We start from the raw sequence: 24,367 nt of genomic DNA, 5'->3' as shown, positions 1-24,367 counted from the left end.
AGTTTAAAAGCAACTATTTAGGCTTTATTTGTTCCAAGGAATACGGCTACGGCCACGGCGATGACGAGCACTCCGCCGGCCACGATGATGAGCGGCCAGAGGGGCTTCGCCCAGCTGACGTAGAACGCAGACAGCCCTGCGGCGCCCAGCGCCATAAAGAGTACCCCGACTACCAGGGCGCCGATGCCGTGATAAGTCCGGCCCGGTATCAGGAAGCCCAGCAGGTACTGGATGAGGATCAGGGCGCCTGCGCCCAATAGCAGGTAGGCCCAGAAGTTGGCCCAGGTCACCAGGGGCGTGACCTCCCACGCGCACATGAGCAAAAGCCCGCCCAGCAGGACGATGAACAGTCCGGCCATGACGGCCCGCAGCAGGCGGTATTCCGGGGACCAGTACCACCCGGAGCCCGTGGCGCGCATTTCACGCCGCATCCGGCGCCACGCGTGCCGGTCCATGTACATTCCCGTATCCTTTTCCATGCCTGCGGGTGCGCCGCATTTCGGGCAAAAGCCCGCGCCCTCGGGCATCTCGGCCCCACATTTAGAGCAATATACCATGATAAGACCTCAGTAAAAGGAAGATTATGCCACGATGGCTTTAAAGCGCTTTCGCCAGCGCGTCGATCATGTCCTCGAAGGTGAACCTCTCGGGCACCACGTCGACCCGGATGCCGTTCCCGGCAAGGTACTGCGCCGTCGGGTTCCCGATGACTGCCACTTTTTTCGCGTTGATGGCCCGCTTCAGCTCGCTTAAAACGCCCATGGACTGCGCCTTGAGGAAAAGACTTTTCGCCGTCATGGTGCTCGTAAAGGTGAAGGCGTCGATGCGGCCAGCGAGCACTTCGCGCACGAAGGCCTCCTGCTCCTCGCCGTCCAGAGGCACGATATCGTAGAGAACGGTCTCGTGCACGACGGCCCCGCCGTCTTCCAGGCCTTTTATGAGGGCCGGGTTGCCGTGGTCGCTGCGGAGGACTTCCACGTGCTTCCTCGGGAACGAGAACTCTTTGACGATGCCCTCGCTCGAATACGTGGAGGGCACCAGACTCGCCCATATGGCGTGCTCCTCAAGCGCCTTCTTCGTCTTCGGGCCGATGGCCAGCACCCTGACGCCGTCGATGAGGCCCAAAAAGTGCTCCACGTCGTCGCCGAGCCGCTCCAGAAGGAACAAAAAGCCGTTCTGGCTGGTGAGGACCATGACGTCCACCTGGCCGGCGCTGAGCCGCTCCAGAAAGGCGTCGATGTCGCCGTCCTTCCTGGGTACCAGCTCCATCATGGGGACGGGCACGGCCTCCATGCCCTTCAAGCGCAGGTACTCCGCCGCCGCCGGCAGGAACTTCGCCGGGCGGGTGACTGCCACCCGCTTCATTTGAGTATGCTCCTGAGCCGGACGACCTCGCCGATGACGATGATAGCCGGCGGGCGCACGCCTCTTAATTCGGCCAGGCCCACGATGTTGCCCAGCGTCCCCGCGGTGATCCTCTCTTTTTCAGTCGTCCCCCGCTCGATGACGGCCACCGGCGTGTCCCGGGGCCTGCCGCCGGCGAGCAGCGCCTCGACGTTATCCTTCAGCCGGCTCACGCCCATGAGGATGACGATAGTGCCCCGCATCTGCGCCAGCGCCTTAAAATTCAAAGCCGACTCCCCCTTCGTCGGATCCTCGTGGCCCGTGATGAGCGTCACCGCCGAGGCGCAGCCTCTGTGCGTTACAGGTATGCCCGCGTGCTCCGGCACGGCGATGGCCGACGTGATGCCCGGCACCGCCTCGACCTCGATCCCGGCCTTTCTCAGGGCTTCGGCCTCCTCCCCGCCACGGCCGAATACGTAAGGGTCGCCGCCCTTGAGCCGGACCACGTTTTTATATTTTAGGGCGGTCTCTACGAGCATCCGGTTGATCTCGTCCTGCGGGAATGTATGATCGTCGGCGCGCTTACCCACGTCCACGAGCTTCACGCCCTGCGGGAACAGCTCTTTTATGCCTTCGCCCACGAGGGCGTCGTAAAGGATGACGTCCGCCTCTTTAATGAGGCGCTCCGCCTTTCGCGTTAAAAGCTCCGGGTCGCCAGGCCCCGCCCCGACCAAGTACACCTTGCCTTTCTCAATCATCGCATCGTAACTCCCGCTTTGCCTCGTCGACCAGCGCTCTTCCGCCGCAGGCGGCCAGCTCTTCGGCCAGCCTGAGCGCGTGGGCCTCATGGCCTTTTACAGGTATCGCCTTGCGGACCCGGGCATGCCTTCGGCCGTCCAGGGACAGCACCTCGGCGACCACGTCAAGGAATTCGCCTGTACGACGTGCGTACGCGCCCATGGGCGCCACGCACCCGCCGTCCAGGGCAGAGGCGATGGCGCGCTCCACGCCCGTCTCCAGCCAGGTGTCGGGGTCGCTGAGCGCCGAAACCGCGTCAAAGGCGGCCGTCCCGGGCCTGGCCACGACGGCGATGACGCCCTGGTTCGCCGAGGGCACGAACTCGTAAGGGTCCAGCCGCTCGGCCTCGATATCCATGCCCATCCGTAACAGGCCCGCCTCGGCCAGAAGGATGGCGTCGTACTCTCCCTCGCGTAATTTCCTCAGCCGCGTGTCCACGTTGCCCCGGATGTTCTTCGTCAGCAGGCCGGGGTAATATTTTTTTATGAGCGCCATGCGGCGGGTGCTCGATGTCCCGACGACCGCGCCGTCCTTTAGTTCGGCCAGCCTTTCGCCGTCCCGCGTTACGGCCACGTCCAGGGCGGACTCGCGCTTGAGCGTAGCAGCCGTCGCCAGCCCCGCTGGCCGCTTCGTGGGCACGTCCTTGAGGCTGTGCACGGCGACGTCGAGGTCGCCGGCCAGGAGCCGGTCGTCGATCTCCCGGACGAAGGCGCCGACGCCCTTCATGGCGTGCAGGGGCTCGCTCGCGTGGACGTCGCCCGATGTCCTGATGACGACGGGGCTCGCGGCCACGCCCTTTTCGGCGAGCAGTCCGCAGACCTTACGGGCCTGCGCCAGGGCGAGCTTACTGCCCCGGGTCCCCACCTTCATTTCAGCGCTCCGCAGGACTTGATGAACGCTCTGAGGAGGTTCTCGAAGTCCCGCTTCTCGTGGGCCGTGGAGAGGAAGCACGTCTCGAACTGGGAGGGCGGCAGGAAGACGCCGCCCTCCAGCATGTGCGACCAGAATTTGCTGTATAGCTCCTTATCGCAGAGCAGCGCCTCCCGGTAGTTCTCGGGCTTCCCGCCGAAGAATACCTGGAACATGGAGGCCGTGCCCGAGACCGAGTAGTCCAGCTTCATCCGCTTTAATAATTCTGTCAGCGCCTGCCGGAGGGCCTCGCCGTCCTCGTTGAGCTTGAGGTGCACCCGGTTCTTGTCGCAGTACTCGAGCGTCGCCATGCCCGCCGCAAGGGACAGCGGGTTGCCGTTGAAGGTGCCGGCCTGGTATACGCCGCCCTGCGGGGCGACCGTTTCCATGATCTCTTTTTTGCCGCCGAAGATACCGATTGGCAGGCCGCCGCCGGCGATCTTGCCCAGCGTGGTCATGTCCGGCTCGACGCCGAAGTAGCCCTGGGCCCCGAACATGCCGATGCGGAAGCCCGTCACGACCTCGTCGAAAATTAAGACGGCGCCGTACTCCCGGGTGAGGTTGCGCACTGCCCGGAGGTACCCTTCCTTCGGGAGGATAGGGCCCATGTTGCACATGATCGGCTCCATTATGACGCAGGCCACCTCATCCTTATTTGTCTCCAGCGCCGCCTCCATGGCGTGGACATCGTTGAATGGCACCTGTAAGGTGTGCTTCGTGAAGTCCTTCGGGACGCCCAGAGAATCCGGCACGCCCATGGTGGCCGCCCCCGACCCGGCCTTCACCAGAACGCCGTCGTGGGCGCCATGGAACCCTCCCTCTATTTTGATGACCTTATCCTTGCCCGTGTAGCCCCGGGCGGCCCGGATGGCGCTCATGGTCGCCTCGCTGCCGGTGCTTACGAACCGCATCATCTGCATGCCTGGCATATAATTCATTATCTTTTGGGCGAAGCGTACCTCGAGCTCGCAAGGGGTACCGTAAAGCCAGCCCGCGTCGAGCTGCTTCTGGATGGCCTCTTTGATCGCAGGAGGCTGGTGGCCTAAAATGAGCGGGCCGTAGCCCATGCAGAAATCAAGGTAATCGTTGCCGTCGGCGTCCGTCAGCCGGCATCCCTTCGCCGACTTCGTGTAGAACGGGAACGGCTTCGCGGCCCGAACGGGGCTGGAGACGCCCCCGGGCATGACCTGTAACGCTTCCTCAAAAAGCGCCCTGGAAGTATCGAGCTTCATAAACCTCACTTTAATAGCGTTGCGACGTCTTTAGCAAAATACGTTATGAGCATGTCCGCGCCGGCCCGCTTCATGGATGTCAGCATCTCAACGGCCGCCTTCTTTTCGTCCAGCCAGCCATTAGCGGCAGCGGCTTTTACCATGGCGTACTCGCCGCTCACGCTGTAGGCGGCCACGGGCACGCCGAACTCGCGCTTGACGCGATAGACGATGTCCAGATAGGAGAGAGCGGGCTTGACCATGACGATGTCGGCGCCCTCCTCCAGGTCCATCGCCACCTCGCGCAGGGCCTCGTCGCCGTTGCGATAGTCCATCTGGTATGAGGCGCGGTCGAAGCCGGTGAAGCCCGAATCGGCGGCCTCCCGGAAGGGCCCGTACATTGCGGACGCGTACTTGGCCGCGTAGGACATTATTATCGTATCTTTGAAGCCGGTGAAGTCCAGCTCGCTCCGTATGGCGTGCACCATCCCGTCCATCATGCCCGAGGGGGCCACGATGTCGGCGCCCGCCCGGGCGTGGCTGACCGCGACTTTCGCTATGATATCGAGCGTGGCGTCGTTATCCACAGTCCCGCCCTTGACGGGCCCGCAGTGGCCGTGCGTGGTGTATTCGCAGAGGCACACGTCCGTAATGACCAGCAGGTCCCGGCGTTTCTTTTTCAGGCGCTTCACGGCCGTCTCGATGACGTTGCCGCTCTCGAAAGCGCAGCTCCCGGTCTCGTCCTTGTGGCCGGGGATTCCGAATAACAAGATCGCCGGGATGCCCAGCGCCTCAAGGGCATCGGCCTCTTCCTCGACGTCAGCGATCGGGAGCCTCTCTACGCCCGGCATCGACTTTATCGGCGCCCGCTTCTTCGCCGTCTCGTCGATGAAGACAGGGCATATGAGGTCGCGGGCGCTGAACGAGGCTTCCGCGGCGAGGTCCCTTATAAGCCTGTTCTTACGCAGCCGCCTAGGCCTTGTGACCGGGTAGCTCATCGTGTTCCTCCAGGTCGAAAAGTACTCTCGCTGTCCTTATATATTCGTCGTCGCCCCTCTCCGCCGCCAGCCGGAGCCGCCGGGCGGGCACCGCCAGGATCTTGCCCGTCAGGGAGCGGGAAAACTCGTACAGGATGTCCTTCTGGGCCTCGTTCAGGCCCCCGTGAGAGGATAAACGATTTACCGCCCGGTCCAGTTCCGCGAGCCGGAGGCTGTCCGCCTGCAGATAAAGGTCGCCGATGACGTGGTCTGCGCGCTGGCGGTTATACGCCTTCTTTATTCGGCCCAGCTCCTCCTGAATGATGCGCTCGACCGGGGCGACCTCCGCCCTGCGGCGCTCCAGGTTGGCCTCGTTTATTTTGCGGAGGCCGTCGATGTTGTACAGGACGACTCCGGGCACCCGGGACACGGTCTCCTCGACGTTCCTGGGGTTGGTGATGTCGATGATGATGAGCGGCCGGTCGCGTATGCGGGCCTCCACCATCTTCTTCGTGATAATGAGGTGGGGCGCCGCTGTGGCGCAGATGATGACGTCTGCGGTTGTAATGTGATTGCAGATGTCGTCGAGCCTGACCGCCGTGCCGCCCAGGCTGGCGGCCAGCCTCTGGGCCTGCTCGAACGTGCGATTCGCCACGTAAATCCCCTTTAGATTCTTGTCGGCGAGGCCGTTGGCCACGAGCGTGCCCATCTCCCCCGCGCCCACGACCAGGATGGACTTGTCCTTCAGGTCTCCCAGCAGTGACTCGGCCAGCTCGACGGCCGCCGAGCCGATGGATACGGAGCCCCTATTTATCCGGGTCTCCAGGCGGGCGCGCCGGCCCGCGTCGATGGCCCCGAGGACGGCCGTGGACAGGATGCCGCCCATGCAGCCGCTATTTTCCGATATAAGGTATGCCGACTTGAGCTGGCCCAGGATCTGGTCTTCCCCGATGACCATGGAGTCCAGGCCGCAGGCCAGGCGCAATAAATGCAGCAGCGCGTCGTCGCCGCACGCGTGCTCCAGGGGGGGCATGCCCTCCCCGGCGGCGAATTTTTTGAGCAGCCCGGAGTCCTCCGATACCGCGTAAAGCTCTACGCGGTTACATGTCTGGAGGACCATGGACTCCGAGGCGCCCGCGGCCTTCAGCCTTTTGAGCGTGGCGTCCGCGTCCCGGAACCGGGCGCGCTCGATGTCTTCTATGGGAGCCTTATGGTGGTTTATGGACACGCTCGTTATGAAAGTCATGCTATCCCTTAAGACTTAGTAACATTTTTTTATACAATATTAGCACGACTACAAAATAATTATAGTTTGCGCAATTCCCTCTATGGCCGGGCGTGCCTCATGGCGAGCTCGAAGGCCTTGTCCTCTTCTTTTAAGGCCTCCCACACGTCGGAGTCGTCTAAAATAGTCCTGAGGACCTCTTCCCGCCCCTTCTGGTCTTCAATGGTTTTTTTAAGCTGCTCCCGTACTCTTTCCTGGAGCTTCGCCATCCGCTCCAGGTCCCCGCCCAGCGCCGCCTCCAGCTTCAGCCGGAGGTAACGGGATAAGGCCGGGCTGCGGCCGCCTGTTGATACCGCTACCATCACGTCGCCTCTCTTCAGGAGCGAAGGCACGATGGCAGACGACTCGCCCGTGGCGTTGTTGGCCAGGATGCCCGCCGACTCCGCCGCACGGGCGATGGCGTCGTTGAGCCTCTTGTTCCCCGTCGCCGCCACGACGAGGAAGGCGCCCTCGATCAGCCCCCCGACATCCTCCTCCCGGACGGCCCGCCGCTCCAGCCTCACGATGCCGTCGGCGCCCATGGCATCCAGGCACTCCGTGAACCCGGGGCTGACCACCACGACTTCGGCCGGTAAAAAGTACTTGGCCTTCCGCTCGCCCACGGCCCCTCCGCCGAAGATGACGACCTTTTTACAGGAAAATTCCAGAAATAGCGGCAGGTACTCGCCCATTATACCATTCCCCGGTTAGCCTGATAGTACTTCGAGTATATGAACGAGAGTGACGAGAACGCGGCGAACCCGACCCAGGGTATGATCACCACAAGCAGGGCCGACACTGAGGCTATGGCGATGATGGCCACGGACGCGAGCAGCGCCACCACGTACCCGTTCGGGTTCCGCGAGATCAGGCTCTGCACCCGGCCCGGCGTCAGCGCTACCCGGATGCTGCCGGTGGTCGCGAAAAGTACCCATGAGGCGAAGAATACCACGCAGAAGATCACGGCCACTATCGCCATGGTCAGGACGAGCACGATCGTGCTCAGCAGGACCATGTTCGGCATGTTGAGCTGCCGGAAGATGTACACGGGTATGGCGATGAGCGATATGATGACCAGGTAGGCCAGGGCGTAGGCCAGGAATACGATGACCATGTGGAGCCCGACCCAGAACATGTCCATGATATTGTCCCACTCTGGCAGGATTCCGTTGCCCGTGATGGTCTCGCGCATACAGCGGGTGATATAGCCCAGGAAGAAGGGGAGCCCTACGATGAAGGCCGATAGCAGAAATACGATGCCGCCCACGAGGAGCGCCGAGATGTTCGACGATGCGTATTTTAGAGCATCGATGAGGGTCTCGAGGAAGTCGTTCCGGGGCATTATGTTAATACCTATTGTGCAATGGCAAATATAGCTTTGGTGGTAATAATCAGTAAAAAAGGCTGGCGCAAACCATACATATGAACAACGTTTATCTTTTTGCAGATGTCCGATTTTAAGACGCCCGCCGAGCAATTCCTAAAAGACATGATCGCCATACCTTCGGTCACCGGCCACGAGGGCTCCATGAAGGACTACCTGGCCGGCGCCTTTGCGAAGATAGGGCTGGACGTCGAATTGCAGCAGGTCGAAGGGGACCGCTTTAACGTCATCGGAAAGCTGGGAGAAGGACCCATAAAGCTCATGCTCTGTACGCACACGGACGTCATCCCGGCGCTGGACGAGTCGCTGTGGCATTCTCCGCCTTTCGAGGCCACCATGAGGAACGGCCGCATCTACGGGCGGGGCGCGACGGATGCCAAGGGCTCGCTGGCCGCCGCCATCGATGCCATGCAGCGGATAAGGCCAAAAAACAATAGCGGCTCCGTGGCGCTGGCGGCCGTCGTGGAGGAGGAGACGGGGAGGTCCCTGGGCGCTCGAAAGCTCATGGAAGCGTATAAGCCGGAGGCGGGCATCATCCTGGAGCCCACCGGCCTGCGGGTCGCCATCGCTCACAAGGGGGCCCTCAGGCCCGTCATTACGGTGCACGGCCAGGCCGCCCACTCTTCGAGCGCCGACATGGGCGTCAACGCTGTCTCCATCTCGGGCGAAGTGCTCCGGGACCTGGAGCGCTATCGCAATAAGATCATGAACCTGGTCGACCCGATGCTGGGCCGATCCTCGCTCGAGGTGACCATGATCCGGGGCGGGGAGCGCATCAACGTCATACCTGTGAAGTGCCTCATCTACATTGACAGGCGGCTCACATCCGGCGAGACCGTTGAAGGGGCGTTCGACGACCTCGTCAACGTGGTGGAGAGGATCGGCGAGGAGACCGGCGCCCGGCTGGACGTGGAGCGGCTATGCTCCTATCCTTCGTCGAGCGTGAGCGAAAATGAGCCCGTTGTCTCGCTCATCAAGGGCGTGCTGGCGGCGCATGGCCTGCCCTCGGCGCCCGTCGGCTTCCCCGCGGGCTGCGACATGTGGACCTTCAGGAAGAACAGCGTGCCCACTGCAATTTTGGGCCCGGGATACCTGGACCAGGCCCACGGCGTGGACGAGTACATCGACCGGGAGCAGCTGAAGCTGGCGGCGGACCTGTACGAGGACATCATTAAAAAAGCGATGATGTAAAGCTCCTCTAAGCCTCATAAGGAGCCACTAAGACGGTTTCAGCCACGAAGCTACACTAAGCTGGCCTGAAGCTGCACGAAGACATTATTAAATATATTTAAAATTAGTTGGTGTCGCCTGGTGTAAACCTGGTGCCACTTGTAAGCACATGATTTCAACTCCACCAGGTTTACACCAGGCGGCACCAATATTATTTTATATCACCAGGCGGCACCAGGTTTACACCAAGCCGCACCAACGATTTTTAATTAGTCTTAGAGAACTTAGAATCAGCTTAGAGCCACTTTGAGGCTGAAAAAGTCTTCGAGCCGCTTATCAGGCTTAGAGCGGCTTCAGCTATTTTTTTCTGATGTGCGAGATGACGTGTCCCAGCTCCGGAACTATTAACCCCGAGACCGCCGTCTTCGCAGCGTTCGGGGAGCCCGGTATGCAGAACACGGCCTTATCCTCTATGACCCCGGCCATGGAGCGGCTCAGCATGCTCGCCGTGCCGACCTCCTCGTAGCTCTTGATGCGGAACAATTCCCCGAAGCCAGGTATCGTCTTTTGCAGCATGGGGGTGACCGCCTCGATGGTGACGTCGCTGGCCGTCAGGCCCGTGCCGCCGCAGACGATAGCCGCGTCCGCGTCCCGAAGCATCTCCATGACGCAGCGCTCGATCATGAGCCGGTCGTCCGACAATAGCCGGTAGGCCGTCCTGTGGCCCGCCCCGCGTAAAAGGTCGATGATGATCTTTCCCGACTCGTCCTCGCACTCCTCCGGCGAGCCGGCGGCGCCGTACTTCGCGTAGCGGGAAGTGCTCACCGTGATGACGGCGCACTTATACGCCATGCCCTTCGCCTGTTCCTTATGCTTCTCGTGTGAAGGCCTGTCCACGCTGTCCACCATAGTGAAGATTAGGCCGGAGAACGATAATGATTGTGGGCGTAGATAAGGGAGATAACATAAAAGACGCGTGGCGGCTCTTTTCGCCCAATTGCAACTAAATTTCCGCCCTGCGGGCTCAAAAGCTATTTCTTAGTGGGCAATAGTATGTTAAGGTACATGGCGGGGACGAGCGAAGCGCAGGAGCGGTACTTTAAAAGCCTTGAGGAGGAGTTCGGCCGGTGCAGGGAGCTTGCCGGCCGGGCGCGGGCGGCCGGGCACGACCCCAGTACAGAGGTCGAGGTGCCGTCGGCCAACGACCTCGCCGAGCGCGTCGAGGTGCTCATGGGGATACCAGGCCTGGCGCCCCACATCCGGAAGTGCGAGGAGAAGATGTCCCGGGAGGAGGCCTCGCTGCAGGTGGCCGCGGACATCGCCTCCGGGGTGGTCGGCAGGTTCGACAATAAGGTCGACGCCATCCAGTGCGCCGTGCGCACGGCCGCCGCCATAATAACCGAGGGCGTGGTCGCCGCGCCCCTCGAGGGGATCTCCCAGGTCTCGATCGCAAAGAACGACGACGGCACCGAATACATCAAGATATACTTCGCCGGGCCTATCCGGAGCGCGGGTGGCACGGCCGAGGCTCTCTCCGTCCTGGCGGCCGACTACGTGCGCCGCAAGGCCGGCCTGGCCCCGTACAAGCCCCGGCCCGAGGTCGTCGAGCGGTACGTGGAGGAGATCGCCCTCTATAAGTCCCTCCAGCATTTACAGTATACTCCCACGGACGACGAGATCCGGCTCATCGTGCGGAATCTGCCCGTCTGCGTCGACGGCGAGCCCACCGAGGACGAGGAGGTGCAGGGGTACCGGGACGTCCCGGGCGTCGAGACGAACCGGGTCCGGGGAGGCATTGCGCTGGTCATCGCCGAGGGCCTCATCCTCAAGGCGCCCAAGGTCAAGAAGCACGTCGAGAAGCTCAGGTTCGACGGCTGGGAGTTCCTGGACAAGGTCATCGCGGGCTCGAAGCCGGCCGACGAGAGCCACGACGAGAAGATCAAGCCGAAAGAGAAGTTTTTAGTCGACCTCATCGCGGGCCGGCCCGTGTTCGGCCACCCGTCCCGGGCCGGCGGCTTCCGCCTGCGCTACGGGCGGGGCAGGAACACGGGGTTCGCCGCCGCGGGCATCCATCCGGCCTCCATGGTCATAATGGACGATTTCATCGCCACCGGGACACAGCTTAAGGTCGAGCGGCCGGGCAAGGCCGCCGCCATGGTGCCCGTGGACAGCGTGGACGGGCCGACCGTCCGCCTCATCAACGGCGACGTGCTGTACGTGGAGACCGCCGAGCAGGCGCGCGCCGTCCGCAGGGACGTTTCCGAGATACTCGATAACGGCGAGATACTCATCAACTACGGCGACTTCCTCGAGAACAATCATGTCCTGATACCGTCGCCCTACGTGCAGGAGTGGTGGGAGCAGGACCTCGCGCTGGCCAACGGCAACAAAGTCCAGGTCCGCTCGGCGGGCGAGGCCTTCGAGGTCTCTGAAAAGTATAATGTGCCCCTGCATCCCCGGTACACGCTCATGTGGAATGACGTCTCCACTGAGGACATCCTGCAACTCCGGGAGCAGGTGGTCACGAACGGCCGACCGGAAGACGGGCTCCGGATCGCCGTGGAGCCCCGGTCGAAGCGCACGCTTGAATTACTCCTTTTACCCCACAAGGTGAGGTCGGGCATGGTCGTCCTTGACGGCGACCGGGCGGACCTGCTGACACGCTGCCTGGGCCTGAACCCGGACCTCTCGCCCAAAGAAATAGAGGTTTCAGGGCTCGAGCCCCTGGATGCGGTTAGCCGCTTTGCCGGCGTCACGGTCAGGGACCGGGCGCTGTCCCGTATCGGGGCCCGCATGGGCCGGCCGGAGAAGAGCAAGATGCGGGAAATGAAGCCGCCGGTGCACGTCCTCTTCCCGGTGGGCGAGGCCGGCGGGAACCGCCGCTCGCTGGAGAACGCGGCCGCGTTCACGAAGACCATGAACGATAAGGCCGGGCTCATAGAGGTGGAGATGGGCCGGAGGAAATGCCCCGACTGCGGCGCGGTCACGTTCAAGAACCGGTGCGAGTGCGGCGCCCACACGGAACCCGACTACGGCTGCCCGGACTGCAAGATCGACAGCATCACCGGCAACTGCCCGAAGTGCGGCAAGCCGGCGACGCCGAACGTCCCCATGAAGGTCGACCTGAAGGGCCTGTATGCAGAAGCCCTGTCGAGCCTGGGCGAGAGGGGCAGCTACGAGATACTTAAGGGCGTGCAGGGCCTCATCTCGAGCGAGAAGACGCCCGAGCCCCTGGAAAAGGGCGTGCTCCGGGCGAAACACGGCGTCTACGTGTTCAAGGACGGCACCATCCGCTACGATTTGAGCGACGTGCCGTTAACGCACTTTAAGCCCCGGGAGATCGGGCTGCCGCTGGAGAAGCTCAGGCAGCTTGGATACGAGAAGGACGTCTACGGAAAGCCCCCCGAGTCAGGGGAGCAGGTCTTCGAGCTAAAAGTGCAGGACATCGTCCTCTCCCACGACTGCGCCGGCTATTTAATAAAGATCGCCGGGTTCATCGACGACCTGCTGGAAAAGTTCTACGGGCTGCCCCGCTACTATAACGTCAACTCGGAGGAGGAGCTGATCGGCCACCTGGTCATAGGGCTGGCGCCGCACACGTCGGCCGGCGTGCTCGGGAGAATGATCGGCTTCACTGGCGCCTCCGCCGGCTACGCGCACCCCTTCTTCCACGCGGCCAAGCGCCGGAACTGCGACGGCGACGAGGACTGCGTCATGCTCCTCATGGATGGCTTGATCAATTTCTCGCGCTCCTACCTGCCGGACCGCCGGGGCGGCAAGATGGATGCGCCGCTCGTGCTATCCATGCGCATCGACCCGAAGGAAGTGGACAAGGAGTCCCAAAACGTCGATGTGATGGCCCGGTACCCCCGGGAGTTCTACCAGGCGTCGCTGGAATACAGGTCGCCCAAGGATTTAGAGAAAACGATGGACCTGGTGTCAAAGCGGCTGGGAACGCCGGCCCAGTACGAGGGCTTCATGTTCACCCACGACACGGGCGACATCGCCGCCGGCCCCACCAACTCCGCCTATAAGACGTTAGGCTCCATGGAGGATAAGCTGAAAGCACAACTAGAGCTGGGAAGGCGGCTCCGGGCGGTGGACGAGAAGGACGTGGCCGAGCGCGTCATCAACTCCCACTTCCTGCCCGACCTTATCGGTAATTTGAGGGCTTTCTCGACCCAGCAGATGCGCTGCGTCAAGTGCGGGGCAAAGTTCCGCCGCCCGCCCCTTTGTGGCACCTGCCCTAAGTGCGGGGGCCGGGTGATCTTAACGGTGCACGAGGGCGCCGTGACCAAGTACATGGAAGTCTCCATTAACATCGCCCGGGAGTACGGCGTCTCGAAATATACGCTTCAGCGGCTCGAATTGCTGGACCTCTCCATAAAGAGCCTCTTCGAGAACGACAAGTCAAAGCAGGTCATCCTCTCCGACTTCATGTAATTATATAAAAAGAATTGGTGCCACTTGGTGTAGCCTTGGTGCCACTTGGTGATTATATTATATTTTGGTGCAGCCTGGTGTAGCCTTGGTGCCACTTGAGAGCAACTATAGTTTCAACCCCACCAGGATTACACCAATTGGCACCAATTTGTTATCATATCACCAGGCGGCACCAATTCTTTTTTTAAAATTTTATAGCAGCTTTTTGAGAAGGGAAAAAGATTTAGTAGCCGGAGCCTATGGGGGTATAACTATTACCGGTGGTCGAGGGTATGGGAGAGGGCAAAAACGACCTTACGTTAACTCGAAGGAGCTTTCTGGCCGCGGCAGGAGCCGTAGGTGCGGCCTTATTCTTAAAGGCTAACGCCCCAATGGTGGCCGCGGCCATCGCCGATTCAAACAAAAAGCTGGTATGGCTCCGGGGGTCGGGATGCGGCGGGTGCACCGCCTCGCTGCTCAATGGAGGCAACCCCGACGTGCTGTCGGCACTGGAAAAGATCAGGCTTGAGCCGGCCTACCACGACGAGCTCATGCTCCAGCAGGGCATGTTCGTGGACGGCAGCCCTGCGGGCGATTCCACCCACAACTCTAACGTCCTACTGCAGGACCTCATCGATGCGGAAGGCTACGTCCTCGTCGTAGAGGGCGCAATACCCGATGGCCCGGAGGGAAGCGGCCGGTACTGCATGTCGGGCGCCATGTCCTTCAAGGAGCTGTTCATCGAAGCTGCGCCCGGGGCTTCCTGCATCGTCGCCGCGGGCACCTGCGCCGCCTACGGCGGCGTCTCCCGGCTATTCAGCACCGCCGAGGCGGCCGGTGTTTCCTTCGCGGGGACGTCCAAAGGCCAGGGGGCCATGGCCCGCTACGGCCTCGAAAACACGGTCATCAACGTGCCGGGGTGCCCCACCCACCCCGAGTGGCTGCTGCTCGTCCTGGCGGACGTGCTCGCGGGCCGCGACGTGGACCTGGACGTGTACGGCCGGCCGAAGGCGTTCTTCAGCGCTGCAGTCCACGATTCCTGCCCCCGGAGGGGCGCGTACGACCGCGCCGGCAGGGATGGCCGGTTCTCCGACGGCGGATGCCTATACGCGCTGGGCTGTAAAGGGCCGGTGGCGTACGCCGACTGCCCCACGAGGCGATGGAACGGGGCCGCGAGCATGTGCACCCAGGCCGGCGGCCCCTGCATCGCCTGCGTCGAGCCGTCTTTCCCCGGGGCGTTCATGCCCTTCTTCAGCACGGGCGAAAGCCGGGACGTCTTCTCCGACCTGAACGTGGACGACGTCGCCAAGGTCATCGTCGGGGCGGCGGTCGTAGGCGCCGGCATCCATGCCGTAAAGCGCCTCGCCATCGGCGAGAGCGGCCGCGAGGAGAAAGGGGGGAGGAAATGAGGATCACAATCGACCCGGTGACCCGCCTCTCCAGCGGGCTGCGCGTGTCCGTCGAGCTGGAGGACGGCGCCGTGACCGGCGCGAGCGCCTCGGGCATGAGCTACCGCGGCCTCGAGCGGATGCTCGTGGGCCGGCCGCCCGCGGACGCGCCGTACTTTACTCAGCGCATCTGCGGCATGTGCTCGTCGCCCCACGCGACGGCGTCCGCGGGCGCGGTCGAGAGCGCCGCCGGTGCCATGGGCCTCATACCGAAGGACGCCCTGGTCATCCGCAATCTTCTCAACGGCCTGGGATGGATGAAGAACCACGTCGAGCACCTCTACCTGGGGTTCCTGCCTGACCTGGCCGACCCCTCTTACGGGGACGCGTTGAACTCGTCTGGCCTGGGGAACCTGCTGTGGAAGGAACTGAAGAAGCGGTATGCGGCCGCGAGCGGCCAGGCCTGTGGCGAGGCGCTCCTGTGCATCAAGGCCATCGGCCGGGCCGAGGGCATACTGGGAGGGCGTTCGCCCTGCTCGCCGGCCATCGTGCCCGGTGGCGTCACCGCGAGGCCCGCGAGGGGCGATATCGATGCCCTGGATCTCTGCCTGGCCGACGTGGACAGTTTTCTGCAGAAGCGGCTGGTCGGCGAATTATCCCTGGACGAGTGGCTGCAGAACACGCACGACCAGGACACGGGCTTTGCCTACGATTACGTCCAGGAGCTGCCGATGGGCGACCTGTCGTCCTCCGTCGGCTGGGGCGACCTGCCGCTTTTCCTGATGTTCGGCTCCAGGATGTTCGCCAGGGACGTGATGACCCTGCCGGCCTACATCGGCCTCGACACCATGGGCGGGTACCCGATCGACGACCAGCTCATCGGCTTCCTCAGCTACGGGTCCTTTTATAACGTCCGGGACGACTCGGGACAGTTCCGCGACGGCTATACGGCGGTGGAGGACGATAAGGCGAACGCCTTCGAGATGCCGGCGGGGTTCACGCCCGGCAGCATGACGAACATATACCGGGACGCCGATAAGGTCGACACCAGCCTCATCGTCGAGCACGTCCACGCCTCGTTCTACGATTACGGCGACTCGATGGCGGCGAAGACGCCGCTGGACGGGGAGACGTCCGTGACGGATAAGGCCTCCGCCATCGGCTTCGACGGCACGAAGTACAGCTTTGTCAAGGCCCCGAGGTACGGCCGCGTCCCCTGCGAGGTCGGCCCCCTGGCGAGGCATATTAATGCCAGGGAAAAGCTGGTAATCGACGCGATGAGGAGGCTTTTCGCTCATAACACGACCGTGGTGAGCTACCCCATGGCCAGCGTCTATACCCGGACCATAGCCCGGATGCAGGAGACGCTGCTCCTCTCCCGTATGCTGCACGCATGGCTCCGGGACCTGGAGGTCAGCGACGACGGCCGGAGGTACAGCGTGCCCGTATCCGTGAAAGCCAACAGGACGGGAAGCGGGCTCATCGAGGCCCCCCGGGGCGCGCTGGGGCACTGGCTCAAGGCAGGCAAGGATCAGATGATCTCGAACTACCAGGTCGTTGCCCCGACCACCTGGAACGCATCGCCCGTGTGCACGGAGCAGAAGAGCGGCCCCATCGAGCTGGCCTTGATGGGAAGCCACACGACGCCTTCGGGCTACCTGCCGGGCTCCGAGGCGAACCCGGTCGGCATCTACCACATCATCCGGTCCTTCGACCCCTGCACCACCTGCGCCGTCCATACCATACAGAGGGGTGGCCGTGGATAAGCTGATCGTGACCAGGCACACGACCCTGGAGAGGCTCTCGCACTATACCAACATCGTCTCAATGGCGCTCCTGCTCGCCACGGGCTTCATCATGTACCAGGGCCTGCCCTACCTGTCCTACAGCGACGCCTACGCCGTCCACATGATCGCCGCGGCCGCCTTCATCGCCAATAACTGGATCGTGATGCCGTACACGGCCTTCGTGAACCTTTCAATGCAGAGCTACATGTTCTGGCCGGCCGACTTCGGGCGGCTGTGGGGCGTTCTCAAGAACTTTTTTACCGGCTCGGAGTACCCGCCGTATACCATTTACGACACGGGAAAAGGCCGTTTCGTCAACCGGTTACACCCGGCCGCCAAGCTGCTCCTGTACTCGCACTATGTGGCTCTTTTCGTGGCCACCATTACCGGGATCGTCCTGTACTCCAGCTCGCTCTCCATTCTCGGGTTCGGAGTCTCGGCTTTTATCATCAGGGCCCTGGACGTTCTCGCCCCGTCGTTGCGCCTGTCGGCCCCGGCCCTCGCCCGGGTACTACACGTCGCCGCCGCCTACTGGTTCGTGGCCGAGATCGTCATACACGTGGGCCTGCTGCAGCTTGACCCTAAGAAGTTTTCGCACACCCGGTCCATTTTCACCAACGGCAGGGAGAACCTGTACACCGACCCGACCGCGGACATCGTCGATACGTCTGCCCGCTCCGAGGACTTTGAGCAGAAGGCAGCAATAAAAATAAAATAAATATTGAACTATTTTTTTAGCTTAATGCGCTCCATGTCCTCGGCCCTGTTTACATTCAGAAAAGTCTCGAGCTCAGGGTCCACTCTTCTGATCTCCTCGTCGGGCACGTAGACCACGTCCTTCATCCTCATGAGGGGGGCCGAAATCTTGCTCTCCCCGGCGGCGATGGACTCTTTGACGGCCCTGAGCATGTGTTCCCTGTGATAGACGGTGTGCAGGGGCTCGATGAGGCCGCCGGCGTGGCCGGGGACAGCGGCATCGTGGCCCTGCGCCCTCTCGAACAAGAGCCGGACGGCGGCGGTGTTGATGAGGGGCATGTCGCAGGCGACGACCACGACGTAGTCGCCCCGGGCTCGCTCCAGGCCGGCGAGGATGCCGGAGAGCGGGCCGATGTCTTTTATCGGGTCATAGACGAATTCCATGCCACGGATAAAAGGAAAAAGAAGTTCTTTCTGGCGCTCGTCCCTCACCGAGATGACCAGCTCGTCGGCGACGGGGCAGAGCGCGTCGATGACGCGGCAGATCATGCGCTTTCCCCCCACGAGCCGCAGGGACTTTTCGCCGCCTCCGAACCTCGTGGAGCGGCCGCCGGCTAATATTAAACCTGACCTCATGATTTTCCCGGGAACGATTGTTGTTTAGATGAGATAGTATAAAAAAATAGCTTAACACTTCAAATTTTAGCTTAGCGTCAGTCTTTTTTCGCAGCGGCTATTCGTGCACCTGATTATCGGGCCTTAATGCATGAAGAACGCATAATAGAGAGCCATCGCTATGACGCCGCCCAGCATAGTGGCATAGAAGTTGACGCCCTCGTTCGTCAGGAGCTTTTTCTGCTGAAACGTGGCGCCGAGGACGCTGTCTATGTTCGTGCCCAGGACGCCGCCCAGCACCGCCAGCAGGAAGGCGACCTTGATGTCCGGGCCGGCGACGCCCATGACGATTGCCACAATGGCGATGGCGACCGAACCTGCGAGGGCCGCGAGCTCTCCGAGGGATGAGACCGCGCCGTCGGTTCCGGACTTTACCTTTTTCAGCGTGGTGATCATGCGCGGCTGGCCACTGTAGGTAGAGCCGATCTCGCTTGCCAGGGTGTCCGCGGTCGCCGTGGCCATGGCGCCCAGATAGCCCATGACGAAGATGTTCCTGTCGACGGCGCCGATGAAGGGCAGGCTGAAGCTCCCGATCGCCCCATAGGCGACCACGAAAACGAGCGGGATGAGACAGTTGCCGAACACGTTTCGGTAGCCCCGTGAGCCTTTGTTAGTCTGGGCCGCGCCGATCTCGACCTTGTACTTGTACTTGTACTTGGTGAAGAACGTGCCCAGGAAGAAGAACACGAGCAGCAGGGCGAACCACCCGATGCCGCCGAATAATATCATTAGCAGGCCAGAGAGCACGCCGGCCAGCGCTCCGGACAGGTCGGCGGCGTTCAGCTTGTACGAGACAATGCCGATTATTAATGGGAACGTCGTGGCGATGGCGATCTCTGCCGCCGTGGGTATGCGGGCGTAGGTGAAGGACGAGAACAGCCACATGGCCATGCCCGCGCCCAGCGGTATGGCGATGCTCTCCTCGTCCACGATGGTGTAGAGTAGCGCGCCGGTCACCGTGCCGATGACCGCCAGAAAGAGCATCAGGTCCAGCCTGTCCGTGCCCATGCCCATGTTCACCATGGACCAGCCGCCGAATATGAAGCCGAATAAGGTGCCCAGTATCAGCAGCGTCACGATCCAGAAGATGGCCTTGTCCCGGGAGACGAGGACATTGACGAGCGTGGCGGCGCCCTCGCCGAACGCCACGATGCCGATGGTGGCGGCCATCACGTAGACGGGCAGGTCGAGCGAGACGACCAGTATCGCGAGCAGCAGGATGGCGAAGCTGAACTTCAGCGGCCCGATGAGCACGCCCGCCTCCATGTCCCTCTCGGAGGCGAACGCCCTGAAAATAAATGAGTTCTTGGGGATGTACAGTATGGCGACCGTCCCGAAAAGAATTCCCAGGACTATGACCCATTTAGGGACGAAAGGGAATAAGAGCGCCAGGAGGCCAAGCGAGATATATGCGGACTGCCTTTTTAGCTCGGCGTCGAGCGAAGGCTGTCCTGGCGTGCTGGGCCTCGGGTACATAGAGGCAGTATATTCGGCCGATACACAAAATACTTTACCCTATAGTGAACTAATAGGTACGATGCTCGTCAGGCAGCTGGCATACAAGATCTACGAGATGTCCCTGGCACGCGGTATCAGGCAGAGCCCGGTGCCGCGGTGCATAGCGTTAGTCATATCGGACGGCGATCTCATCGATAAGCCGTCGCTCAACAAGCTGCTCCAGCTCATCGAGTGGTGCGGCGAGCTCGGCATCCACGAGGCCTCGATCTACGTGAGCGTTACGGACCCCGGGGCGGTATCGAAGCTCGCTGAATGTATCCACGACGTTTTCAAGGACGCCGGGTTCCCGGGAAAGATAGTATCCCCCGGGGGCATCGCGCAGATCGGCGGCGACAGGCCGTGTACGGTCAGCGTCTCCATCGGCTACGGCGGAAAGCACGAGCTGACTAACGCGCTCCGGGCGGTCATGGAGGACGTGCAGGAAGGCCGGGTCGCCCCGGACAGCATCGACGAGCAGGCCATCGACTCGCGCCTGATCTTCAAGTGCGAGCCCGACCTTTTCATTCGCACGGGCGAGGCCAGGCTCACCGATTTTCTCATATGGCAGGCAGTTTACTCGGAGCTCTACTTTACCGACGTGAACTGGGAGGACTTCCGGAAGATCGACCTGCTCCGCGCTATTAGAGACTACCAGTACAGGCAACGCAGGTACGGCACATGATCACCGAGCAAGACATCAAGTTCCCGGACATACCTTTCGGAAAGACCGCCGTGCTCATCGTCCTCGGCCTGGCCATCTATTTTGTCTACCTGTACGTGGTCGGCTTCGACAGCGTCATGAACGTGCTCCGGCACGCCAACTACTGGTACATTGTGCTGGCCATGCTGGTCGTATTGGTGTCAAACGCCTTCCATACGGCCGGATGGTGGGTGTACCTGCGGAACGTCGGCTATAAGATCTCGTTCATGAAGGCGTACCAGATGTACCTGTCGTCCATATTCTTCGTCAACGTGGTCCCCACCATGGCCGTGAGCGGTGAGGTGTCCAAGATATACTTCATCCAGAAGAGCACGCCGGATACCCGTTTCGACAAGACGCTGGCCACGTGCCTGATCAGCCGGGTGCTCGAGATAATCCCCATCGCCACGGGCGCCACCGTCGGCGTGCTTTACATGGCCTTCTTCTACGGCATGCCCCTCTGGGCCACCATTTTTTGCTTATTCATCGCCCTCGTCATGGTGTCTCTGGCCATCGGCGGGCTCGTCGTGGCCATGGACAACGCCCTGTTACGAAGGCTGACGGGCGCCGCCTTCCGGCTACTAGGCCGCCTCCTGAAAAGGGACCTTAGCGTGCAGGCGGAGCAAATCGACGTCATCCTGATGCAGTTCGACACGAGCCTTAAGGGCATTACCGGTAACAAAGCCCTGATAGCCGGGTCGCTGTTACTTATATTCACGGCCTGGTGCCTGGACGTCTCGGTCGCCTACATCGCATTTATGGCCGTGGGCAGCACGGTGTCGCCGATGCTCGTAATCACCGTGTTCTCCGTCATGGTCATCCTGCAGATGCTGCCCCTATTTTTACCGGGAGGAATAGGCGTCGTGGACATCGTCATGACCACCCTGTATATGACCGTGGGCATACAGAAGGAGACCGCGGCCGGGGCCACCATGATCGTGCGCTTCGTCACTCTCTGGTTCCTCACTGCCGTGGGGGGCCTCGTCACGCTCTACCTGGTGAAAGCTCATGGGAAAAACGGCGTCAAATAAGGAGAAAGAAGCAGAATATTTTATCGGCCAATCGTACGCGGCCATATAAATTCTAGGATATATTATATACCCGGAGGCAAATTTCTATGTATGAGCGACTATGTGCCCGTCAAGGTGAGGGGCGTCTATTTTGTGAGCACGATCACCGGGCCGCAGGCGGTCGTGTTCATCGCTGCGGACAACGAGCGTATGGTCCCCATCTACATCGGGCTCGCTGAGGCAATATCCATCGACATCGCGCTCAGGCAGGAGACCACGCCGAGGCCCATGACCCACGACCTCATGAAGACCATGATGGACAGCTTCAACATCAAGATCGACCGGATCATCATCGATGACCTTGACGAGCAGGTGTTCTACGCCAGGCTCATGCTCAAGGACACCGGACGGGAGATCGAGATCGACGCCCGGCCCAGCGACTGCATTGCCCTCGCTGTGCGGATGAACGCGAGCATCTTCATCGATCCTGAAATATTCGACAAGGTCGCCGTGGACCGCAAGGACATCGAGGCGGCCGGCAACCTGGAAGAGTTTTTCGAATAGATAATTACTTATTATTACTTTCAGAATGCTCGAACTGCACGTTTAACTACTTATTTTCATCATTATGGAAATATGTTCATTCCATTGACCATCAACCATCGCCGTGATGGGCTGCCGAACGTGCTCATCGCGGGCGACACGGCGGGCATCTTCTACCTGCTCAGCCATCTTACAGGATTTGAATATAACGTCTTTTTAGCAGACACGGGCATCCGCAGGCCCCTCCGAGAGTTCCCATGCCACCGGGGGGCCTCGAAGGACCGGGCCAACGTTTACTACGACTTCTTCGACGGCGGAATCGGCGCCGGCATCCCCAGGCGCATGGACGCGGTCCTCACGACCTCGTGCGGCCTGAAGCGGTGGACCAGGGGCTTCCAGGTGCCCGCGATGCACCTGTGGCAGGACGCCTCCGGCACATGGCTGGAGTTCGAGGGCGTGGGGCTGAGCCCGGAGAAGAGGTCGGTCGGCGGCCTTCTGGAGGAGTTCATGGCTGCATCCCGGGGGCGGTACGTCCCGGCATCTTTCCAGGCCTTACTGGATAAGGACGGCGGGCTCCACGCCTTCCCGGCGGTCGAGAAGTGGGAACCCGCAAAAATATCGCCCGGCGAGTCGACGTTCAGCGCCTGGGACCGCGCCCGCGACCTGCTGAAAAAAGGGGAGAAGCTCGCCATTGGAGAGGACAGGATAGACTCGGGCGAGGAGCGGAGGCTCATCGAGCTGGGCGTGCCCGAGCTGGACGTCGTCGCCATCGAGCGCCCCGGAAAGGAAAAATACGTCGAGCTGACGGGCGACCTGGCGAGGGTGTTCGACGGGCTGTTCTAAAATGGGGCTGGCCACAGAGGCCACGGCGGGCTTAACCACAATGGCCACAATGACTTATAATTTCACCACAGTGGTCCACAATGGGCACAGTGGTTTATACCACAATGGCCACAATGACTTATAATTTCACCACAGTGGTCCACAATGGGCACAGTGGTTTTTTAATAATGGGCCACGGAGGCAGCACAGAGTTCGCCCGGACGGCCTAACGAGCGGGGTCTGCGAGGGGGGACCGCGCGGAGCGCTCTTATAAAAGCCGAAGGCAAGTCCCCTTTCAGTATATAAAAAACAATTATATTCATTGTGGACCCCTGTGGTGAATAATAAATAGTCCTCAGTGGCCATTGTGGACCCCTGTGGCGTATCACAAGTTTCCGTGTCCGGCCTACGCGGCCCGGACGAGGTCCACGATGCGGTCGAGCACGGCGCCGACGCCCTGGCCCGTTCGTGCCGATATGGGAAATACTTCGCAGAACCCGTTGGCCTCCTTCCTCACCCGGTCCAGCGAGGCCCCGGGCATGTCCTGCTTGTTGGCCAGGACGATGCAGGGCACCTTGCTGGCATGCAGCTCGTTGAGGATGCTCTTCTCGAAATCCGTCATGCCCCGGGTCGAGTCGACGACGACGACGCCCGCGTGCAGGCCGAAGGAGACGACCTCCCGGGCCACGTCGAAGCGCTCCTGGCCCGGCGTGCCGTATAAGTAGAGCCGATAGCCGTTGTGGTCCTTTACGGCGAGGTCGAAGGCGACGGTCGTGGTGCCGTTCCCGCTCTTGACCTCCGTGGAAATGGGATTCGGGTTGACGCAGCGAATGAACGAGGTCTTGCCCGAGTGGTAAGAGCCGAAGGCGACGACCTTGATGCGGTTGCCGTTATCGGCTTTTCTGGCTACGTTTTCAAACATTAGACAATGCCCTAACACAAATACATTTTTATAAACATAATTCTTTCTATGCGGGCGCCTGGCATCAACAAATTGATATACTTTACATATTTTATTAAAAGCACATGGCCTATTCCAGCGGTATCGGCACGTCCGAGCTGATAGACTTACTTTTATCCTTCGCAGTGCTTACCATATCCTTCGCCCTTGTGGACGGCGGCCTGGACGGCCTCACGTCCGAGCGCCTGGCCATCGTCGCCGTCGCGGTCGGCACCGGCTTCATACTCCACGAGCTCGCCCACAAGTTCGTCGCGCAGCGATATGGCTATCAGGCGGAGTACAAGGCGAGCATATTCGGCCTGGCGCTGACGGTGATCATGGCCCTGACCATCCACATAGTGTTCGCGGCGCCCGGCGCGGTCATGATCCGAAAGCCGGCCTACTCGTCGTCCCAGACGTCCCATAATTTTGAGGGGGACAGCGACGCCTACTGGGACAGCCTGGAGCAAAAGGCCGGCAATGAGGAGCTCTGGATAGCGCTGGCGGGGCCGATGACCAACATTATATTGACGATGTTCTTCTTTGCCCTGCTCATGAGCGGCCTGCTCAACTCGCCATTGCTCGTCGGCATAGCCTGGGCGTCGTTCCAGATCAACCTGATGCTCGCGGCGTTCAACCTCATACCCATTGACCCGCTGGACGGCGGCAAGGTCTTCCGGGGCAACCCTCTCATATGGGTGATCGTGGGCGTGCCCACCATACTGGCGGCGCTCGCGATATTGTTCCTGGGCGTCGGGGTCACTTAAGCCCCTCTAAGTCGCAATCGAAGACTGTTTCAGCCACGAAGCTATACTAAGCTGGCCTGAAGC

23 protein-coding genes are annotated in these 24,367 nt (G+C 61.3%); 10 read left to right on the top strand and 13 right to left on the bottom strand.

What is annotated here, in order from left to right:
- Positions 1–17: 17 nt before the first annotated feature.
- The 9 genes from VMC84_RS05160 to VMC84_RS05120 form a co-directional block, all read right to left on the bottom strand.
- Positions 18–557 carry a zinc ribbon domain-containing protein gene (locus VMC84_RS05160; protein WP_325378775.1) on the bottom strand — a complete coding sequence of 180 codons (540 nt, stop codon included), beginning with the start codon at positions 555–557 and terminating at the stop codon, positions 18–20.
- 40 nt (positions 558–597) lie between these two features.
- Positions 598–1,365 (bottom strand): uroporphyrinogen-III synthase, encoded by a 768-nt coding sequence (locus VMC84_RS05155; protein WP_325378773.1) that lies wholly within the window; start codon positions 1,363–1,365, stop codon positions 598–600.
- Positions 1,362–2,102 carry a uroporphyrinogen-III C-methyltransferase gene (cobA, locus tag VMC84_RS05150; RefSeq protein ID WP_325378771.1) on the bottom strand — a complete coding sequence of 247 codons (741 nt, stop codon included), beginning with the start codon at positions 2,100–2,102 and terminating at the stop codon, positions 1,362–1,364. Before cobA ends, VMC84_RS05155 begins: the two co-directional genes overlap by 4 nt.
- Positions 2,095–3,012, bottom strand: coding sequence for a hydroxymethylbilane synthase (gene hemC / locus VMC84_RS05145; protein WP_325378769.1), 918 nt, complete (start codon positions 3,010–3,012; stop codon positions 2,095–2,097). The genes cobA and hemC overlap by 8 nt, the downstream gene beginning before the upstream one ends.
- Complete coding sequence (gene hemL, locus VMC84_RS05140) at positions 3,009–4,283, bottom strand: glutamate-1-semialdehyde 2,1-aminomutase (RefSeq protein ID WP_325378767.1); 1,275 nt, start codon at positions 4,281–4,283, stop codon at positions 3,009–3,011. The genes hemC and hemL overlap by 4 nt, the downstream gene beginning before the upstream one ends.
- A gap of 5 nt (positions 4,284–4,288) precedes the next feature.
- The gene (gene hemB, locus VMC84_RS05135) at positions 4,289–5,260 is read right to left on the bottom strand and encodes a porphobilinogen synthase (RefSeq protein WP_325378765.1); all 972 of its coding nucleotides are present in this window, start codon (positions 5,258–5,260) and stop codon (positions 4,289–4,291) included.
- A complete protein-coding gene (gene hemA, locus VMC84_RS05130; protein ID WP_325378763.1) occupies positions 5,235–6,485 on the bottom strand; it encodes a glutamyl-tRNA reductase in 1,251 nt (416 codons plus the stop codon). The genes hemB and hemA overlap by 26 nt, the downstream gene beginning before the upstream one ends.
- A gap of 80 nt (positions 6,486–6,565) precedes the next feature.
- The gene (locus VMC84_RS05125) at positions 6,566–7,195 is read right to left on the bottom strand and encodes a bifunctional precorrin-2 dehydrogenase/sirohydrochlorin ferrochelatase (RefSeq protein ID WP_325378761.1); all 630 of its coding nucleotides are present in this window, start codon (positions 7,193–7,195) and stop codon (positions 6,566–6,568) included.
- A complete protein-coding gene (locus tag VMC84_RS05120) occupies positions 7,195–7,845 on the bottom strand; it encodes a DUF4013 domain-containing protein (protein WP_325378759.1) in 651 nt (216 codons plus the stop codon). Before VMC84_RS05120 ends, VMC84_RS05125 begins: the two co-directional genes overlap by 1 nt.
- A gap of 105 nt (positions 7,846–7,950) precedes the next feature.
- On the opposite strand from VMC84_RS05120, the gene VMC84_RS05115 reads away from it, so the two are divergent.
- Positions 7,951–9,078, top strand: coding sequence for a M20 family metallopeptidase (locus VMC84_RS05115; protein ID WP_325378757.1), 1,128 nt, complete (start codon positions 7,951–7,953; stop codon positions 9,076–9,078).
- A 336-nt stretch (positions 9,079–9,414) separates the two neighbouring features.
- Here VMC84_RS05115 and VMC84_RS05110 read toward each other — a convergent pair whose 3' ends face one another.
- Positions 9,415–9,954, bottom strand: coding sequence for a molybdenum cofactor biosynthesis protein B (locus tag VMC84_RS05110; RefSeq protein WP_325378755.1), 540 nt, complete (start codon positions 9,952–9,954; stop codon positions 9,415–9,417).
- A 156-nt stretch (positions 9,955–10,110) separates the two neighbouring features.
- On the opposite strand from VMC84_RS05110, the gene VMC84_RS05105 reads away from it, so the two are divergent.
- The 4 genes from VMC84_RS05105 (at position 10,111) to VMC84_RS05090 (ending at position 17,372) form a co-directional block, all read left to right on the top strand.
- Positions 10,111–13,500 carry a DNA polymerase II large subunit gene (locus VMC84_RS05105; protein ID WP_325378753.1) on the top strand — a complete coding sequence of 1,130 codons (3,390 nt, stop codon included), beginning with the start codon at positions 10,111–10,113 and terminating at the stop codon, positions 13,498–13,500.
- 272 nt (positions 13,501–13,772) lie between these two features.
- On the top strand, positions 13,773–14,888 hold the full coding sequence (locus VMC84_RS05100) for a hydrogenase small subunit (protein ID WP_325378751.1): 1,116 nt from the start codon (positions 13,773–13,775) through the stop codon (positions 14,886–14,888).
- Positions 14,885–16,633 (top strand): nickel-dependent hydrogenase large subunit, encoded by a 1,749-nt coding sequence (locus tag VMC84_RS05095; protein WP_325378749.1) that lies wholly within the window; start codon positions 14,885–14,887, stop codon positions 16,631–16,633. Before VMC84_RS05100 ends, VMC84_RS05095 begins: the two co-directional genes overlap by 4 nt.
- Positions 16,626–17,372, top strand: a complete 747-nt coding sequence (locus tag VMC84_RS05090) for a cytochrome b/b6 domain-containing protein (protein WP_325378747.1) — start codon at positions 16,626–16,628, stop codon at positions 17,370–17,372. The genes VMC84_RS05095 and VMC84_RS05090 overlap by 8 nt, the downstream gene beginning before the upstream one ends.
- Positions 17,373–17,380: 8 nt before the next feature.
- Here the strand turns inward: VMC84_RS05090 and mobA are convergent, their stop codons facing one another.
- Together mobA and VMC84_RS05080 are read right to left on the bottom strand one after the other, a co-directional pair.
- Positions 17,381–17,986, bottom strand: coding sequence for a molybdenum cofactor guanylyltransferase (gene mobA, locus VMC84_RS05085; protein WP_325378745.1), 606 nt, complete (start codon positions 17,984–17,986; stop codon positions 17,381–17,383).
- A gap of 123 nt (positions 17,987–18,109) precedes the next feature.
- Positions 18,110–19,501: a DUF92 domain-containing protein gene (locus VMC84_RS05080; protein WP_325378743.1), complete on the bottom strand. Its 1,392-nt coding sequence runs from the start codon at positions 19,499–19,501 to the stop codon at positions 18,110–18,112.
- A 61-nt stretch (positions 19,502–19,562) separates the two neighbouring features.
- On the opposite strand from VMC84_RS05080, the gene VMC84_RS05075 reads away from it, so the two are divergent.
- From VMC84_RS05075 to VMC84_RS05060, 4 genes are all read left to right on the top strand, one after another.
- Complete coding sequence (locus tag VMC84_RS05075; RefSeq protein ID WP_325378741.1) at positions 19,563–20,204, top strand: undecaprenyl diphosphate synthase family protein; 642 nt, start codon at positions 19,563–19,565, stop codon at positions 20,202–20,204.
- Positions 20,201–21,253, top strand: a complete 1,053-nt coding sequence (locus VMC84_RS05070) for a lysylphosphatidylglycerol synthase transmembrane domain-containing protein (RefSeq protein ID WP_325378739.1) — start codon at positions 20,201–20,203, stop codon at positions 21,251–21,253. The genes VMC84_RS05075 and VMC84_RS05070 overlap by 4 nt, the downstream gene beginning before the upstream one ends.
- Before the next feature lie 90 nt (positions 21,254–21,343).
- On the top strand, positions 21,344–21,796 hold the full coding sequence (locus VMC84_RS05065) for a bifunctional nuclease family protein (RefSeq protein WP_325378737.1): 453 nt from the start codon (positions 21,344–21,346) through the stop codon (positions 21,794–21,796).
- Positions 21,797–21,868: 72 nt separating this feature from the next.
- Positions 21,869–22,618: a hypothetical protein gene (locus tag VMC84_RS05060; protein WP_325378735.1), complete on the top strand. Its 750-nt coding sequence runs from the start codon at positions 21,869–21,871 to the stop codon at positions 22,616–22,618.
- Positions 22,619–23,003: 385 nt separating this feature from the next.
- Here the strand turns inward: VMC84_RS05060 and VMC84_RS05055 are convergent, their stop codons facing one another.
- Complete coding sequence (locus tag VMC84_RS05055) at positions 23,004–23,519, bottom strand: GTP-binding protein (protein WP_325378733.1); 516 nt, start codon at positions 23,517–23,519, stop codon at positions 23,004–23,006.
- A 104-nt stretch (positions 23,520–23,623) separates the two neighbouring features.
- Between VMC84_RS05055 and VMC84_RS05050 the strand changes: the two genes are divergently transcribed.
- Positions 23,624–24,304, top strand: coding sequence for a site-2 protease family protein (locus VMC84_RS05050; RefSeq protein ID WP_325378732.1), 681 nt, complete (start codon positions 23,624–23,626; stop codon positions 24,302–24,304).
- The last annotated feature ends 63 nt before the right edge of the window (positions 24,305–24,367 follow it).

It is taken from the genome of Methanocella sp., assembly GCF_035506375.1.
Classification (GTDB): domain Archaea; phylum Halobacteriota; class Methanocellia; order Methanocellales; family Methanocellaceae; genus Methanocella.
This window is presented reverse-complemented; position numbering and strand designations above follow the sequence as displayed.